General features: G+C 60.9%; 13 protein-coding genes, 1 tRNA gene and 1 pseudogene. 8 read left to right on the forward strand and 7 right to left on the reverse strand.

All coding sequences use genetic code 11. The annotated features are described in order from the left end of the window. Positions 1-246 precede the first annotated feature (246 nt). On the forward strand, positions 247-1,767 hold the full coding sequence (locus IEX57_RS01510) for a fumarate hydratase (protein WP_188701618.1): 1,521 nt from the start codon (positions 247-249) through the stop codon (positions 1,765-1,767). Positions 1,768-1,840: 73 nt separating this feature from the next. Here the strand turns inward: IEX57_RS01510 and IEX57_RS01515 are convergent, their stop codons facing one another. The 3 genes from IEX57_RS01515 to IEX57_RS01525 all read right to left on the reverse strand — a co-directional run bounded on the left by IEX57_RS01515 (position 1,841) and on the right by IEX57_RS01525 (position 4,493). Next, entirely contained in the window at positions 1,841-2,230 is a 390-nt protein-coding gene (locus tag IEX57_RS01515) for a lysozyme inhibitor LprI family protein (protein WP_188701620.1), read from the reverse strand. A gap of 177 nt (positions 2,231-2,407) precedes the next feature. After that, positions 2,408-3,385 carry a gluconeogenesis factor YvcK family protein gene (locus tag IEX57_RS01520; RefSeq protein WP_188701622.1) on the reverse strand — a complete coding sequence of 326 codons (978 nt, stop codon included), beginning with the start codon at positions 3,383-3,385 and terminating at the stop codon, positions 2,408-2,410. A 91-nt stretch (positions 3,386-3,476) separates the two neighbouring features. After that, on the reverse strand, positions 3,477-4,493 hold the full coding sequence (locus tag IEX57_RS01525; protein WP_188701624.1) for a LacI family DNA-binding transcriptional regulator: 1,017 nt from the start codon (positions 4,491-4,493) through the stop codon (positions 3,477-3,479). Between the two features lie 220 nt (positions 4,494-4,713). On the opposite strand from IEX57_RS01525, the gene IEX57_RS01530 reads away from it, so the two are divergent. After that, positions 4,714-4,804 (forward strand) — tRNA-Ser (locus tag IEX57_RS01530). 124 nt (positions 4,805-4,928) lie between these two features. Here the strand turns inward: IEX57_RS01530 and IEX57_RS01535 are convergent. The 3 genes from IEX57_RS01535 to IEX57_RS01545 all read right to left on the reverse strand — a co-directional run bounded on the left by IEX57_RS01535 (position 4,929) and on the right by IEX57_RS01545 (position 7,883). Further along, the gene (locus IEX57_RS01535; RefSeq protein ID WP_188701626.1) at positions 4,929-6,560 is read right to left on the reverse strand and encodes a methyl-accepting chemotaxis protein; all 1,632 of its coding nucleotides are present in this window, start codon (positions 6,558-6,560) and stop codon (positions 4,929-4,931) included. A gap of 383 nt (positions 6,561-6,943) precedes the next feature. Next, positions 6,944-7,459, reverse strand: a complete 516-nt coding sequence (locus tag IEX57_RS01540) for a disulfide bond formation protein B (RefSeq protein WP_188701628.1) — start codon at positions 7,457-7,459, stop codon at positions 6,944-6,946. A 151-nt stretch (positions 7,460-7,610) separates the two neighbouring features. Further along, complete coding sequence (locus tag IEX57_RS01545; RefSeq protein WP_188701630.1) at positions 7,611-7,883, reverse strand: metal/formaldehyde-sensitive transcriptional repressor; 273 nt, start codon at positions 7,881-7,883, stop codon at positions 7,611-7,613. A 115-nt stretch (positions 7,884-7,998) separates the two neighbouring features. Here IEX57_RS01545 and IEX57_RS01550 point away from each other — a divergent pair, with 115 nt between their 5' ends. Further along, positions 7,999-9,105 (forward strand): nickel/cobalt efflux protein RcnA, encoded by a 1,107-nt coding sequence (locus tag IEX57_RS01550; protein WP_188701632.1) that lies wholly within the window; start codon positions 7,999-8,001, stop codon positions 9,103-9,105. Between the two features lie 37 nt (positions 9,106-9,142). On the opposite strand, the gene IEX57_RS01555 is transcribed toward IEX57_RS01550, so the two are convergent. Then, positions 9,143-10,750, reverse strand: a complete 1,608-nt coding sequence (locus tag IEX57_RS01555; RefSeq protein ID WP_188701634.1) for a response regulator — start codon at positions 10,748-10,750, stop codon at positions 9,143-9,145. A gap of 252 nt (positions 10,751-11,002) precedes the next feature. Here IEX57_RS01555 and IEX57_RS01560 point away from each other — a divergent pair, with 252 nt between their 5' ends. The 5 genes and pseudogenes from IEX57_RS01560 (at position 11,003) to IEX57_RS01575 (ending at position 15,801) form a co-directional block, all read left to right on the forward strand. After that, on the forward strand, positions 11,003-11,638 hold the full coding sequence (locus tag IEX57_RS01560; RefSeq protein ID WP_188701636.1) for a TetR family transcriptional regulator: 636 nt from the start codon (positions 11,003-11,005) through the stop codon (positions 11,636-11,638). Positions 11,639-11,736: 98 nt separating this feature from the next. Continuing rightward, positions 11,737-13,137 carry a hypothetical protein gene (locus IEX57_RS01565; RefSeq protein ID WP_188701638.1) on the forward strand — a complete coding sequence of 467 codons (1,401 nt, stop codon included), beginning with the start codon at positions 11,737-11,739 and terminating at the stop codon, positions 13,135-13,137. A gap of 171 nt (positions 13,138-13,308) precedes the next feature. Continuing rightward, positions 13,309-14,178, forward strand: a complete 870-nt coding sequence (locus tag IEX57_RS01570) for a hypothetical protein (RefSeq protein WP_188701641.1) — start codon at positions 13,309-13,311, stop codon at positions 14,176-14,178. A 9-nt stretch (positions 14,179-14,187) separates the two neighbouring features. Further along, positions 14,188-14,397, forward strand: a pseudogene (locus IEX57_RS21370) (YadA-like family protein); the annotation flags it as partial. A 48-nt stretch (positions 14,398-14,445) separates the two neighbouring features. After that, entirely contained in the window at positions 14,446-15,801 is a 1,356-nt protein-coding gene (locus IEX57_RS01575) for a YadA family autotransporter adhesin (RefSeq protein ID WP_373285152.1), read from the forward strand. Positions 15,802-15,803 lie beyond the last annotated feature (2 nt).

Raw genomic sequence — 15,803 nt, forward strand, 5'->3', positions numbered from 1 at the left:
CCGGTTCATGGCGCCATCTTAACGCAGGCTTATTTCATCTAGATGATTACACTACCGACCGTTCGGTCATTTTGTCGGGTCTGCATGAAGTATTTGTGTCACAACACCTCAAGTAACTGACAAATCAGGTGTTTTGCTTATGGGATAGTGTGTTCGGCGGTATACGTGTAACCCGCTTCGGCATGACTACACGCGCCAGGGTAAAATCGGCGTTTTCTGACCTTTGCCCGCACCACGGAGTACGTCATGACCGTCATCCGCCAGGACGACCTGATCGAAAGCATTGCCGATTCGCTGCAGTACATCAGCTATTACCACCCGGCCGACTATATCAAGGCGCTGGGCGAGGCTTACGAGCGTGAAGAGAGCCCGGCGGCCAAAGACGCCATCGCGCAGATTCTGACCAACAGCCGCATGTGTGCAGAAGGCCATCGCCCCATTTGTCAGGACACCGGCATTGTTACCTGTTTTGTGCGCGTCGGCATGAATGTGCAGTGGGCCGGCGCGACCATGGGCGTGACCGACATGATCAATGAAGGCGTGCGCCGCGCTTATCTGCATCCGGACAACAAACTGCGCGCGTCCATCCTGATGGACCCGGCAGGCGGGCGCAAGAACACCAAAGACAATACCCCGGCCGTGATCCATTACGAGATCGTGCCGGGCGATACCATCGAAGTGGATATCGCTGCCAAGGGCGGCGGCTCTGAGAACAAATCCAAGTTTGTCATGCTCAACCCGTCTGACTCGATCGTGGACTGGGTGATCAAGACCGTACCGTTGATGGGCGCCGGCTGGTGCCCGCCGGGCATGCTGGGCATCGGCATTGGCGGCACCGCAGAAAAAGCCATGCTGATGGCCAAAGAGTCGCTCATGGAAGAAATCGACATCCATGAACTGATCGCCCGCGGCCCGCAAAACCGTGTGGAAGAACTGCGCCTGGAACTCTACGAGAAGGTCAACGCGCTGGGCATTGGCGCGCAAGGCTTGGGCGGCCTGGCCACCGTGCTGGATGTGAAGATCAAGGATTACCCGACCCACGCCGCCAGCCTGCCTGTGGCCATGATCCCCAACTGCGCCGCCACCCGCCACGTGCACTTTGTGCTGGATGGCTCCGGCCCGGCCCAACTGGAAGCGCCCAAGCTGGAAGACTGGCCGGACGTTACCTGGACACCGTCGGCCGCTGCTACGCGCGTTGATCTGAACACAATCACGCCGGAACAGGTGGCGCAATGGCAACCGGGCCAGACGCTGCTGTTGAACGGCAAGCTGCTGACCGGCCGCGACGCCGCGCACAAGCGCATGATCGACATGCTGAACAAGGGCGAGAAGCTGCCGGTGGACTTCACCAACCGGTTCATTTACTACGTGGGCCCGGTTGACCCGGTGCGTGATGAAGTCGTTGGCCCGGCCGGCCCGACCACTGCCACGCGCATGGACAAGTTCACCCGCCAGATGCTGGAAACCACCGGCCTGCTGGGCATGGTGGGCAAGGCCGAACGCGGCCCGACCGCCGTGGAAGCCATCAAGGACAACAAGGCCGTGTACCTGATGGCCGTGGGTGGCGCAGCGTATCTGGTCTCCAAGGCAATCAAGCACAGCCAGGTGGTGGCGTTTGCCGATCTGGGCATGGAAGCCATTTACGAGTTTGACGTGGTGGATATGCCGGTGACGGTGGCGGTCGATAGCAACGGCACATCGGTACACGCCGTGGCCCCGAAAGAATGGCAGGCAAAGATCGGCAAGATCCCGGTCTCGGTCGGCTGATCTGCTGGTACAGCAAGCAACAAAAAAGGCAGCCTGGGCTGCCTTTTTTGTTGTGCGCAAGATGCTGGCGCTGTTACTGGCCCAGCTTGCTGGCTTCGCAACCGGTGCTGCTGCACTCGCGCTGACGCTCTTTCAGGAAATCCAGGCGTTCTTGCGACATGGTGATCGCGCAATCCAGGTTCACAAAGTACATATCGCTCTCTTCGCGGCTGCACTTGGCATCGCGGTTCTTGATCCAGGCCAGCTGGCCTTGCTTGAGCGTGTTTTGCTGATCCGGCGTCAGTTGCTTGCGCAGTTCAGTGTACGTCTGGTTCAGCGACTTGTCGGTTTGCGAGAACAGGTTGCCGGCACAGTAAACGGTATCAAACGCGTTGCGCGGCTTGCCGCAACCGGCAGCCTGGGCGCCTGCGGCGAAAGTGGCGATCACGAGGGCAGCGCCGAAAACCAGGGATTTGTTCATCATTTTGATCCTGAAGGCAAAACGCCGCGAGGGCGTGATAGGTCGGTCAGAAGCGGCGGCCGGGCAGAGGCCCGAAAAAGGCCGTGGCTTCATCGCGGCGATTATATGCCGGGGTCATTGCAAAATCGATTTATCCCTGCATCAATCTGACGCATTTGTTGGTTTTGCCGCCAGACGTACTCAGACACTACCCAGTGCAATGCTGTAGACCGCAGCCGCCAGCTTGATCGGATCATGCCGTGCGGTGCCGTCGCTGAGGTTGGCAATGCGCGCAGAGATGGCCTCTACGCCCATTTCCCGGAGTTTGTCGAAATCGTTGATCACCGGGCGTGCTTCTTCGGCTTCATAACGCCCCAGCACATCGGTCGGCAAGCTTTCTTCATTCAGAATGACTTTGCTTACACGTTCAATGCCGTGATCCAGAATCGCCTGCACGTGCTGCGATGCCGTCATGTCATCGGTTTCGCCGTGTTCGGTCATCAGGTTGCAGATATAGACCTTCTCTGCCCGGGTATTGGCGTTGATGGCGGCCGCGATCTCCGGCAGCAACAGGTTGGGCAGCACGCTGGTAAACACGCTGCCTGGCCCCAGTACGATCACATCTGCGTTCTCGATCGCTTTGACGGCCAGGGGTTCAGCGTGGACATCCTGATCAAAAAATACCCGCTGGATGCGTGAGCCCTGGAAAGCCAGTTGCGATTCACCCTTGAACACGCGGCCATCCTGCAACTGGGCGTGCAGTACGGTGGCGTGGGGGCAGGCGGGGTAAACCCGGCCCTTGATATTGAGCACCTTGCCGATGTTTTCCACGGCCTCGACAAAATTGCCGTGAGTCAGGCTGAACATGGCCACAATCAACAAATTGCCCAGCGAATGCCCGTCCAGATAATGCCCGCCTTCATCGCTCTGGAAGCGGAACTGCAACAGGTCGCGGAAAATGCCCTCGGCCTCGCTCAAGGCCACCAGCACGTTGCGGATATCCCCGGGCGGGGGCACTTTGAGTTCGCGGTTCAGAATGCCGGAGGAACCGCCATCATCGGCCACGGTGACAATGGCAGAGATATCCACCGGGAAATGCTTCAACCCGCGCAAGAGCGAAGATAAGCCGGTGCCGCCACCCAGCGCGACAACTTTAGGGTAGGTCAGATGAAAGGGCATGCTGTCGGTTCCACATCAACGACGGATTCATACGGCAGTGTAGCGCCGCATGACAAGGCGCGGGTATCAGGCCAGTTACAAAGCCAGGTATTTACGAAGTAGCGCGCGGGCTGCGGTAATGCACGCGGGCGGGTACGCGGGTGCTGGTCTGGGTTTGTCCTTCCAGCAAGGCCAGCACGCGGGACAGGCTCTCGCTGGCCAGTCCGTTGGCATCTTGCACGATGGCGTCGATCGACAAGGGCAGGCAATCGAGCAACTGATGATCATCAAACGTCAGCAAACGGCCCGGCGCCTGGGTCAGCTTGTGTTGCTCATTCAAAAACGCCAGTACGCCCTCCAGCAAGGTGATTGCGCCGACAAACAACACCTCAGGGTAACGCTGATGCGCCGCGAACCATTGCTGCATCATGGCGTAACCGGATTCACGCTGGTAATCACGCTGGAACACCAGTTCTTCACGCACCGGCAAGCCATGGCTGACCAGCGCCTGCGTGTAACCAGCAAGGCGATCGCGGCTGGCAGACACGTCTGGCTGCCCGCCGAAATACACCACCTCACGCGCGCCGGCCGCCAGCGCCTCGCCAATCAGGCCGGCGACGATGCCGGTCGCATCGGTAATCACCGAGGGCACCGGCAAACCGTCTACCGCCCGGTCTACAAACACAATAGGCAGCCGTTTGAGCCATTTCTGGTAATGCGCCGGATCGGTGGCGCAAGGCACCACAATCACCCCATCCACCTGCCGCGCCACCAGATGCGCAATGCAATCGGTCTCCAGCGCCGGGTCTTCATCGCTGGTCACCATCATCATCTGGTAACCGCGCTCGCGGCATTGCGTCTCTACCGCTTGCGCCAGCGCCGAATGCGCCGAATTGGTCAGATCAGGAATCACCAGCCCGATAGTATGGCTGCGCCGCGAACGCAGCGCGCGCGCCGACTGGGAAGGGCTGAAATGATGCTCCGCCGCCACCTGCAACACCCGCTCTACCGTGGCTTTGGAAATACGATAGCGCTCGGCGTAGCCATTGAGCACCATACTGGCCGTGGTACGGGATACTTTGGCAAGACGGGCAATGTCATCAATGGTCAGACGCTCGAACTGGCTCACGCTCAGGCTTTCCTGCAAAGAAGAGGATCAAGTGCCCGCCACAGGACTGTGAAGCAGGTCACAAAGGCATCCATTGTATCGGCCCTGCCGATCACGTGCGACCTGCAAACAGAGACTTTGGCAACGCGCAGAAATCGAGTACAAATAAAGGTTTATGCGCTTTGTTTACAATCAGGCTTGGCAAGTTGGGCGGGATAAAGTATAGTTCGGCCTCCTCTGCGGAGAGATGGATGAGTGGTTTAAGTCGCACGCCTGGAAAGCGTGTATAGGTTAATAGCCTATCGGGGGTTCGAATCCCCCTCTCTCCGCCAGTATTACTGAAAAAAGCCCTGACTCGTCAGGGCTTTTTTCATTTCTGCTTCACCCAACGCAGCACCCGCCACCCGCACACCGCAGCCCAAGGCTTTCGCCCGCACGACTGGCACGCCAGCTATCTCATACCCGATACCGGTCTACCGCGGCTTGCATCTCGGCCGCTGCGCTGTTCAGGCCGGTGACGAGCTGGGCGCTTTCATTGGCGGAGCGGCTGGCTTCTTCGGCCATCTGGGCGATGCGTTCGACGTTGGTGGCAATCTGGGTGCTGGCGATGGATTGTTCTTTGATGGCATGGGCGATGTCATTCACCATGTCCAGCGCCTCGTTGGCTGCGTCGCTGATCTGGCGCATGGCGTTGCCTGCCTGGCCTACCTCTGACACGCCTTCGTCCACGCGCTGGCGGGTGTGCCCCATGGCTTGAACGGTGTTGGCCGACGCTTGCGTCACGTTGGTGATGACCCCGGTTATTTCATCGGTGAGGGCGGTGGTGCGCTCGGCCAGTTTGCGCACCTCGTCGGCCACCACGGCAAAGCCGCGGCCTTGTTCGCCGGCGCGGGCGGCTTCGATGGCGGCGTTGAGTGCCAGCAGGTTGGTTTGCGAGGCAATTTCCTTGATCGCGCCAATGGCGGAGGCGATGTTGCTGACGCTTTGCTGTAACTCGTTGAGCGAGGTGGTGCTTTCTTGCACTGTAGAGTCAATGTGCTGCATGCCGGATTGCACGCCGTCGATGGTGGTCAGGCCACTTACGGCAAGTTCGCTGGCTTCTCCGGTCCGGGTATTGGTGGTTTCAGCCTGGTTGCTCATATGGGTGATGCTGACCGTCATCTGTTCGACGGCCGCGGCAATGCTGGATGCGTATTCAGTCTGGCTGTTGGCGGCGTGGCGGATGTGTTCGCTTGAATCTGCCAGGGTTCTGGTGTGGCTGGCCACCCGCACGGCAGTGTCTGTGACCTGTTTAAGGCTGTTTCGCAAGGTGTTGAGCAATGCGGCAAAGGCCTGCGCCGTGTCGCCAATTTCGTCTTTGGCTGCCAGGTGCGGCACGGTGCGGGTGAAATCCAGCGATTGGCCGGTTTCTGCCATGAAGTCGCGCAGTGACATCAAGGGCGCTGCGATCTTTCTGGCGCTGTACACCCCAAAGCCCACCATGAACAGGATCAGCACCACGGAAAACGCAATCAGTGCGGTGCGGGTGCGGGAGATCAGCGCGGCGGAGTCTACGGCTTCTTTGTCGACGTAGCGGATGTTGTACGACACATGATCATTGAGCGACTTGATCAGCTTGTCGCCGGCTTGCGCCAGTTCTGTGTTGCGCAACCGGGTGGCGCCGGCAATATCACCCTGATCAATCAGCGCCATCAGGTGGATCAGGTGATCGTGGTAGGCGCCGGCGGTTTCTTTGTCACTGGTCAGCATGGCGCGGTCTTCGTCATCGTTGACGAGTTCTTTTTCGTACTTGTTCAGCGCGCTGCCGTATTTCTCCCAGTCTTGCTGCAGTGAATCCTTGATGGCTTGCCTGGCTGCGGCATCGGCGTTGTTGGTGCCAGCCAGCAGATACACCACGCTGGCCATACGCAAACGCATGGCTTCAAAACGCATGCTCGCGATGGTGGTGAGGCTGGGGTAATCGTTGGTCTGGAAGTTCTCGATATTCTCCCCAAGGCGCGACTGCACGAAGTTGGCGGAAACCGAGAGCAACAAGACAGACAGGACGGAGACGGCGATCAGCAGATAACAGCGCGTGACAATTCTCATAAAACCACCTGGGCGAACGGATGGGGAGGAAAGGGGCAAGGTCACGCCGACCCGTTGGCCAGCTTATTCAAATTTAAGAAGCGATCACCGCCGTTGACAACCTGTCTTTGTCTGCACCGTATGGCCCGGCAGGTGCAGGGCGGGGGATGCCGCAAGGCAACGCGCCACTGCGGGTGAAGAGAGGTCAGGCGGGTGGTGCTTAAAAAAAGGCGCGACCAGGATTTAGCCGGTGCGTTATGGACTTGCGAGAACCATCCAGTGAGTTATCCACAGATTTTGTGGGTAAGTTCATAGCGGCTGAGGCTGGGTTGTGCAGGCGCGGCCACAAAGCAATCAGCCCAGCGATACGGGCTGGGCTGATCGGGGCTGGCGGGCGCTGGATCTTACCGCGCCAGCGCCTTGCAACGACGCACGGTGACCACGGCTGTGACCACGGCAATGGCCAGCGCGCTCAACATCATCCAGAGCGGGACAGACAGGCCGAACAGGGTGAAGGTAATCTGGCTGCAATCACCCACCGGGCGGATCAGCACGCCGACCCATTCGGGCCACTGGTTCAGATCAATGGGGAAGGGCAGGCTGGATGCGCATTGCGCACCGGCTTCACGCGGGCCGTATTGCAACAGCAGGTTCCATGCGGCAACCCCGGCTGTGACGGCGGACGCCAGCACGATCAAACCACCCAGCACGGCGGTGCCCACTTTGCTTTTGGGCGCCCGGATTGCGCCGATCAGGGCCAGCAGACCGATGACGATGACGCCGAGGCGCTGATACACGCACAGCAGACACGGCATGACCCACGCATAAATCTGGTGGTACAAGGCAAAGCCGATCATGCCGCAGCAAAACAGGAACAGGCAGGCCAGGTAGATACGCCAGTGCAGCAGGTGCTTGATCAAGATGAAACTTCCCTTTGCGATGATGGATTTCCGTAACTGCACAAGGGCAGTCGGGGCAGACAGCCTGCGCAGAATACCCCGTTCGTGTTGTGGCGGGGCTGTGTTTTGTAAATATTGCGGTGACTAAAAACGCCCGGGCCGGTGCAAGCGCTTATTTCACGTAGGACTTGATCACTTGCAGCACCACATCCAGATCCTCGCGTCGCTGCGCCTCGCTGGGCTCAAGGACCAGATGATGGGTGATATGGCCTTCAATGACCGCGCCCAGCAGCCCGTTCACCGCACCGCGGATGGCGGCGATCTGCTGCAAGATCGCGCCGCAGTCTTCTTCCTTGTCGAGCTGCCTTTCCAGCGCTGCGGCCTGTCCCTGGATTCTGCGGACGCGGGCAAGCAGTTTTGCCTTGTCCTGTACCGTGTGGCTCATCGGATTTTCCTTGATGTGAAGCAGCACAGATTAGCATGCACCTATACTGCCTGGTAGTATGATCAGGTACTTGGGGGTAGTATATGGCCACCGTCAATTCCAGCTGGTTTGCGCCATGACCGAGTTCACCACCCTGTTGCAGCAAGGCAATGCCTGGCTGTTTATCCCGAGTGCCATTTTGCTGGGCGCCCTGCACGGGCTGGAGCCCGGGCATTCCAAGACCATGATGGCGGCGTTTATTGTGGCCATCCGGGGTACGGTGGGGCAGGCGGTGCTGCTGGGCTTGTCTGCCACGGTATCTCATACCGCCGTGGTCTGGCTGGTAGCGCTGGCCGGGTTGTACTTTGGCCGGAACTGGAATCCCGCCACCACCGAACCGTATTTCCAGGTGGCTTCTGCAGCGCTGATCATGGGGGTGGCCGGGTGGATGATCTGGCGCACCTGGCGCGAACAACAGGCCGCGCGCGAACATGTGCAAGATCATGAACACACCGGCCCGCATGATGCCAGGGTGATCGACACCGGCCACGGCACGGTAAAGCTGGATATCTTTGCCGATGGGGTGCCGCCGGTGTTTCGGCTGTATCAGCAAGGGCGCATGGGGCATCACTGGATGTCCAAAGATGTCCTGCTGGAAACGCAGCGCCCCGACGGCGCGCGCCAGACCTTTCGCTTCAAGTCGCAGATGGGCTATCTGCAATCAACAGAAAGCATTCCGGAGCCGCATGACTTTACCGCGCGGCTGACGCTGGGCCACGGCGGCCACAGCCATGACTTTGATGTGGTGTTTGCAGAGCACGGCCATGATCACGTCATGAGCGGGCTGGACCTGGGCACCGATGAATACCAGGACGCACACGAACGCGCCCACGCCAACGATATCCGCCGCCGTTTTGCCAACCGCCATGTCACCACCGGGCAGATCATGGTGTTTGGGCTGACGGGTGGACTGGTGCCGTGCCCGGCATCCATCACCGTTTTGCTGCTGTGTCTGCAATTGAAGAAATTCAGCCTGGGCGCCGCGCTGGTCGTCTGTTTCAGCATTGGCCTTGCCCTGACCATGGTCATGAGCGGGACCATTGCGGCGCTGTCGGTCAAGCACGTCTCCCGCCGCTGGCGCGGCTTTGGCGACTTCGCCCGCAAAGCCCCGTTTGTATCCGGCGGGCTGATCATGCTGGTTGGGGTGTATATGGGGGTTCAGGGAATCATGGCGTTGGGTTGATGCGGCGTGTGCGTGGTTGACCACCCGCCAGGTTGTTTCAAGCCGCAGGTACTTGTTCTACCGGCGTGAGTTCGAAGCTGAGTTTCAGGCCGCCATCTTGCGTTTGCATGTGTCCGCCCAGGGTATCGAGGAGTGCTTGCAGCAGCAGGCGCTGGACGCCCGCCGGGTGCGGGGTGGGTTGGTTGGGCCAGGTAAGGTCGATTTCAACGCGCAGCATGCCCAGCGGCAGCGTGCGGCTGGTCAGGTTCAGGCGGGCGGTGTTGATGGGCAGGCGTTGCAGCAATTCTTCCAGCAGGGTCTGGTCCAGCCAGACTGGCGCAGTGGCCTGGGTGGACGGGTGATAGCCTGGCCACTGGCTTAACAGGGCGGGCAGATCAAGCGGTTGCGGGCGGGGCGTGACGATTTTGTGCGTCAGGCGCAGCAGCAGGGCGGTATCGACAAGGTCTTGCAGCAGGGCGGCACTGACCTTGCGCAAGGCCTCGTCCGGCCCGGGTTGGGCCAATGCTTCACGCAGGCGGGGGATATGCGCTTTGACGTATTTTCCGGCCTCGGTCAGCGTGTCTTTGCGCGTTGCCAGTTTGAGTTGGGCCAGCGTTTCGTTATTGCGCAGATGGATCAGCGACTGGTCGCGCGCCGTCAGATCAATCGCGCCGCCCAGCAACCCGCCCACCTGGCCGGTTTCGTCATGCCAGGGCATGCTCCAGATGCGCACGGAATGCGTTTGCCCGTTGATCACAAACGTCAGGTCCGAGTCGCGCAGACGGGGCGCGGCCAGCGCTTCGTCATAACTGGCTTGCAGGCGTTCGCGCTGCGCCTCGTCAAACCAGTGGGCCTGGGCCAGCGTGGTGTGCATGACGGCGTCTCTGTCGACCTGATACAAGTGCAGAAATTGCGCGTTGCACAGTAACAGCCGCCCCTGGCGATCCCGCACGAACATCACTTCCGGTGAGGCATCGACCAGCTTTTGCAAAATGCTGAGCTGGGCCGACGTCGCGGTGGTGATGCTGCCACTGCCGGGTTTGTCCAGCCCGGCATCACGGGCGATGTCGATCAGTTCGGCCAGCGAACTGGCTTGCAGCTTGCCCAGCAGCCGGCTTTTGTAGGTGCTGACTGTTTTCCAGCTGATGGCCAGCGTACTGGCAATGTCGTGATAGCTCTCGCCGTTGGCCAGCGCTTGCAGCACGGACAGTTCCCGCGCAGACAGACAGTCAAGCAACTGTTGCTGGCCGCGAGCGGTGTGAATGGCCGCGCCATCCGGAAACAGGTTTTTGCCCTGCAAGACGGCATGCACCGCCGCATCCAGGGCGTTTTCGGCATCGTGCTTGCTGACAAAGCCATTGGCGCCGGCCTGGGCGCTGCGCAAGGCGTAATGGCGGGCGTGCTGGCCGGTGAATACCAGGATGCGCAACTGGGCAGACCTGGCGCGCAGCCGGCGAATGACATCCAGACCACCCAGTTCCGGCAGGTCCAGTTCCAGAATGACCAGATCAGGCTGATGCTCGCGCACTGCGGTCAGTGCGTCGCGCCCGTTGCCGACGCTGGCAACGACGTGATACCCGGCCTCGGTTAATGCCACCTGCATGGCGTGGCGCAACAGCGGGTACGGCTCGACGATCAGTATTTGCGGTGGGACGTGCGCGGACATGCCTGGGCCAGAGAGGTGTTGCTCCGCCAGGGTTGTGGTGAAAAAGGCGGATTTGTATCCGTTGTAGCACATATGACGTCGTATTCCGCCAGATGGCAGCGGGCTGCAGGCTTTGACAGGCGCGGCTTGCCGGCCGGGGGTGTTGTTTCAAACCGGGCTATCAGTGATCTCCCTGATGGCCTTTTTCAGGCGGGTCTTAATACGATTGTATTAATACAACCGTATTACAACGGAATACACATGGTCTCTGCTGTGAGTACGTCAACGGGCACCACCCGTGAGCGATTGATTGAAGCCGTCACCGTCCTGATTGCAGAACGCGGGCTGGATGGCACGTCTGTGCGCAGTATCAACAAGCAGGCGGGCGTAGCCAATCAATCGGCCGTGAACTACCACTTCGGCAATATCTGGGGGCTGGTCGAGGTGGCGGTGACTGAAGCCACCCGCGCCTACAGCCGCGATATTGAAGCCATGCTGGCGGCGCAAAAAGCCTCCGGCGAGACCATCACCCTGATGGATGTGGCCGAGGCGATGATCCGTCCCACCGTGCGCATGGTGCTTACGCCGCAAGGGCGGGGCCGGGTGCAGTTGATGGCCAGAATGGCCGGCGACTGTGGCCAGCGCGGCCGTGAATTGCTGGCGCGCGGTCTGGGGCCGGTGTCGCTGCAATTGTCGGCCAGTGCCCGCGAGGCCATGCCCGCGCTGGATCAGGAAGCCGCTGGCGTCAAAATCCTTTACGCCTTCAACACTGTTCTGAATGTGATTCCCGACGCCGGTCTGGAACGCTGGTGGCCGCTTGAGACCACCAGCCGCGACCGGCTCGACCGATATCTGCGCGATTACATCGTGGGTGGCATCAGTTTTTCCAGCCGCCCGGGCAAGGTGTGATCGCACCAGATAAGGGCCGGTTCACCGCGCCGGCCTTTGACTCTGCAAACAACGACAACCAGTACCGGTAATACACGACCAAAATCAAGGAGGAGTCCGTGTCTGCTGTCATTACAAAAAAACCGCGCCGTGCGTTGGCCCTGGGGCTGACCTGTGCGCTTTCTGCCTTGCTGCTCAGCGCTTGCGGCGGCGGTTCCGGTTCGACCACGACCACGAGCGCACCCACGCCTGCGCCCACGCCGACACCGGCACCCACCGCCAACCTGCCGGCCGCGTTCAGCGTGCAGCATGCAACGCAAACCTGTCTGTGGAAAGGCCCGCTCTCACGCAATAACCCGAATGGCAACTATGCCTATCCGGATACCGGCGCGGCGTACTGGTCTGCCACCTTCACAGTGCCGGCTGGCGAACGCTTATTCCTGAAAGGGCAGTTCCCGTATGCCAGATATATCTCGTTCATCAGCTATGACTCCAGCACAACGCAGCCGGTCAATACGCTGGCGGATGTCGATATCCAGCCGGCCAGCGGCGCCACCAATCCGTTTGTGGCTGGCAACCCGCGTTATGCCGATGCGCGTGATTACCAGGTAGAAATCGTACCCGGTACCGCCCCGGCAACCCCGGCAGCCAACACGCTGTACAGCGGTACTGCGGGCCAGACCGTGACCTTGTTCTACCGCGTTTACGTGCCGGATGCCGGCGCCGACATGACCGGTGCGACCGGCTTGCCCGACGTGCAACTGCTGCATGCGGATGGCTCTACCACCAGTGCCGACAGCGCGTGTGCGGAACTGAATCCGGCCGCCAACCTGGCTCCGGCGGGCTTGCTGCCGCAGGCGACGTACACCACGCTGCGTGACCAGGCCAATGCCAGCAACACCTTCCCGGCGCAGAATCCGGGCGTCTGGCATGTGCCGTTCAACCGCGTGTGGAACCTGCAATGTCTGTTCTACTTCAGCTGCGGCGGTACACCGGCTTATGCACCCGCCTGGTATGCCAACCCGGACAACGCCTACGTGGAAAGCATGATCAACCGCAATTACGGCGCGGTGGTGGTGCTGCGGGGCAAGGTGCCGCAGGTGCCGGCGACGTACCACAACAGCCAGACCGCCACGACCGGGCAGATGCGTTACTGGTCGATCTGCATGAACGAGTTCTTCAGCCAGAAAGTCACCGACTGTATGTATGACGAACAGATTCCGGTCGATGCCAACGGCAACTACGTGATCGCTGTCAGCCGTGGTGCGGATCGGCCGACCAATGCCAACACGGGTTGCGGTTATGGCTGGATTCAATGGTCCGATGCCGGCGATGGCGATGGCCACCTGGATGACGGCCTGCTGATCATGCGCAATATGTTGCCGGCTGCCTCGTTTGGCAGCGCCATCCAGCGGGTGGCGACGCCAGGGCAAGAGCAATCGGTGGTTGGCGCTTACCTGCCCAGTGTCACCTACAGCACGCAGGCATCGTTTGAAGCGCTGGGTTGCAAGAAGTCCTGACCCTGCGCCAATGAGTTGAAAAAAGGCACCTTGCGGTGCCTTTTTTTATGCGTGCCGCCGCACCCGTATCGGTGTTTTCTGATTTTGCCTACACGCCGTTCTGATTGTGCCTGCTGCCACGAACGAGGTCTGCGCCCATGCTTGCATCATGAAACAGACAGGAGCAAGAACATGGATCGCATCCGGAAACTGAACCGGCCCACGCTGGCGGCCATGGCACTTGTCGCAGGTCTGGGCATGGAGTTGCCCGACAGCGCCAGTGCCGAAGGCGTGGCACTCAATGGTGGCGTGGTGACTTCAACCTCGGGCATTGCCATTAACGGCGATGACAAGAACAACGCCTGCCCACCCGGCACCTTGCCTAATGGCACGCAAAGTAACGGTACCGTGGCCAATGGCGGCAGTTCGCCCATTGCGCTGGGTTGCCAGACAACCGCCGATGGCACTGCGGCCATTGCCGTGGGCGCCTACACGCTGGCGCATGGTGATGGTGCGGTCGCGCTGGGCAATCGCGCCTGGGCGGAAGGCACCAACGCGTTTGCGCTGGGCAAAGATGCCCAGGCCATCGGCAGCAACACGGTGGCCGTAGGCGCACGGGCGACCACGACGGCTATTGATGCCACGGCCATTGGCCGCGACAGCAGCGCCACGGGCGTGGAAGCGACCACCATCGGCGCGCAGGGTCTGGCGCAGGGCGTACAGTCTGTCGCCGTTGGCTCGCAAACCCAGGCCTTGCAGGATGGCAGTGTGGCCATCGGCACCAAAGCGACGGTGAACGCCAAAACCGCCATGGCACTGGGCAACAACGCCAGTGTGGCGTCCGGCGCGACGACCAGTGTCGCCATCGGCAGTAATGCAAAGGTGGAGGCCAATGCGGATTCCGCGCTGGCACTCGGGGGTTCGTCGGATGCCGGTGGTTCCGGCTCTACCGCGCTGGGCGCCAGCAGCAAAGCCACCAAAATCCGCGCCACCGCGCTGGGCTACAATGCCGCCGCCACCAACTTGCGCGCACTGGCCGTCGGTAACGACACCCAGGCGTAGGGCGCACGCAGTGTGGCGCTGGGTAACCAGGCGGTGGCCCAGGCCGATGACAGTGTCGCCATTGGTTCTGCCAGCACGGCAACCCGCGCCAACACCGTGCCTGTCGGCAGCGATACCCTGCAACGGCAAGTGGTGAACGTCGCCGCCGGTGCCATGGATACCGACGCGGTCAATGTCAGCCAGTTGCGGCAGACCACGCAGTTGTTGGGTGGCGGCGCCACGGTGGATGCCACGGGCCAGGTCATCGCCCCCAATTACTATCTGCGCATGGGTCACGCCACCAATGTGGGCGATGCACTGTCACTGCTGGACCAGCAAACGACCATCATTGAATCGGTGGCCTACGACGCCAAATGGCGGACAGACCAGCTTGATCAACTGGCAGTGAAATACGACGACGCGACGCATGCGGCCGTGACGCTCAACCCCACTGGCGCGCCAGTGCGTATCAAGAATGTGGCCGATGGTGTTGAAAGCACTGACGCGGTCAACCTGAACCAGTTGAACCAGGTGGATGGCAAAGTGGCCCTGGTCGATAACCGGGTCACCGTGGTGGAGGGCGATGTCAGCCAGCTGCAGAACTCGATTACCCGGATCAACGGCTCGCTCGGTGACGTAGTGCTGTATGACGATCCATCCCACACCAGCGTCACGCTTAACCCGGGCGGCCATGCCGTGCAGGTCAAGAATGTGGAAGAGGGCACGGATGAAGAAGACGCCGTGAACATGCGGCAACTGTCGGCACTGCAAAGCCAGGTGAACAACATCAACCAGAACATCGGCAATATCGGCAATGTGGTGTTCTACGACGGCGACGCGCACGACCGCGTGACCTTGAGCGGCGCCAACGGGACCGTGATCGACAACGTGGCCGCTGGCCAGATTGCTGCGGGCAGTATGGAAGCCGTCAACGGCGGGCAGATCCAGGCGCTGCAAGACCAGTTTGATACCCGCATCACCCAGGTCCAGAACGTGGTGAACAACCATGGCGGGCAGGGCGCCACCGGCGTTGGTAGCGGTGATAGCTATCAGACCGTGAACGAGGCCAGCCCGCTCATGAAAGCCGATGGCGACAGCCTGAGCGAGACCGCGACCGTCGCTGCCGGCAGCAAGGCCGTCGCGCTGGGCGCCGGGGCCAGTGCCAGTGCGGACAACAGCGTGGCGCTGGGCGCGGGTAGCGTGGCCGATCGCGCCGGGACGGTATCGGTGGGCAGCGCGGGCAACGAGCGCATCATCAGCAATGTCGCTGCCGGTGTGCAGGGCACGGACGCCGTCAACGTTGAGCAGCTCAACCAGGGCGTGGCCAGCGCCAACAGCTATACGGATCAACAAGTGGGCGGTGTCAATCAGCGCGTCGACGGGGTGTACCGCTCGCTCAACGATCTGGATGACTCGACCCGGCGCGGGATTGCCGCGGCGGCCGCGCTGATGAATATCGTGCCGTACGTGCCGGGCAAAACCACCATGAATGCCGGTACTGCCATTTACCGCGGCCGGGCTGCCGTGGCGGTGGGCGCCTCGCGCTGGAATGACCGGGGTACGGTGAACGTGAACGGCGGGGTCTCCAGCGCCGGGAACAACAACACGATCTTCCGGGCCGGTGTGGGCGTGGTTTTTGATTAAGC

The sequence above is a fragment of the Silvimonas iriomotensis genome (assembly GCF_014645535.1).
GTDB classification, from domain to species: Bacteria; Pseudomonadota; Gammaproteobacteria; order Burkholderiales; family Chitinibacteraceae; genus Silvimonas; species Silvimonas iriomotensis.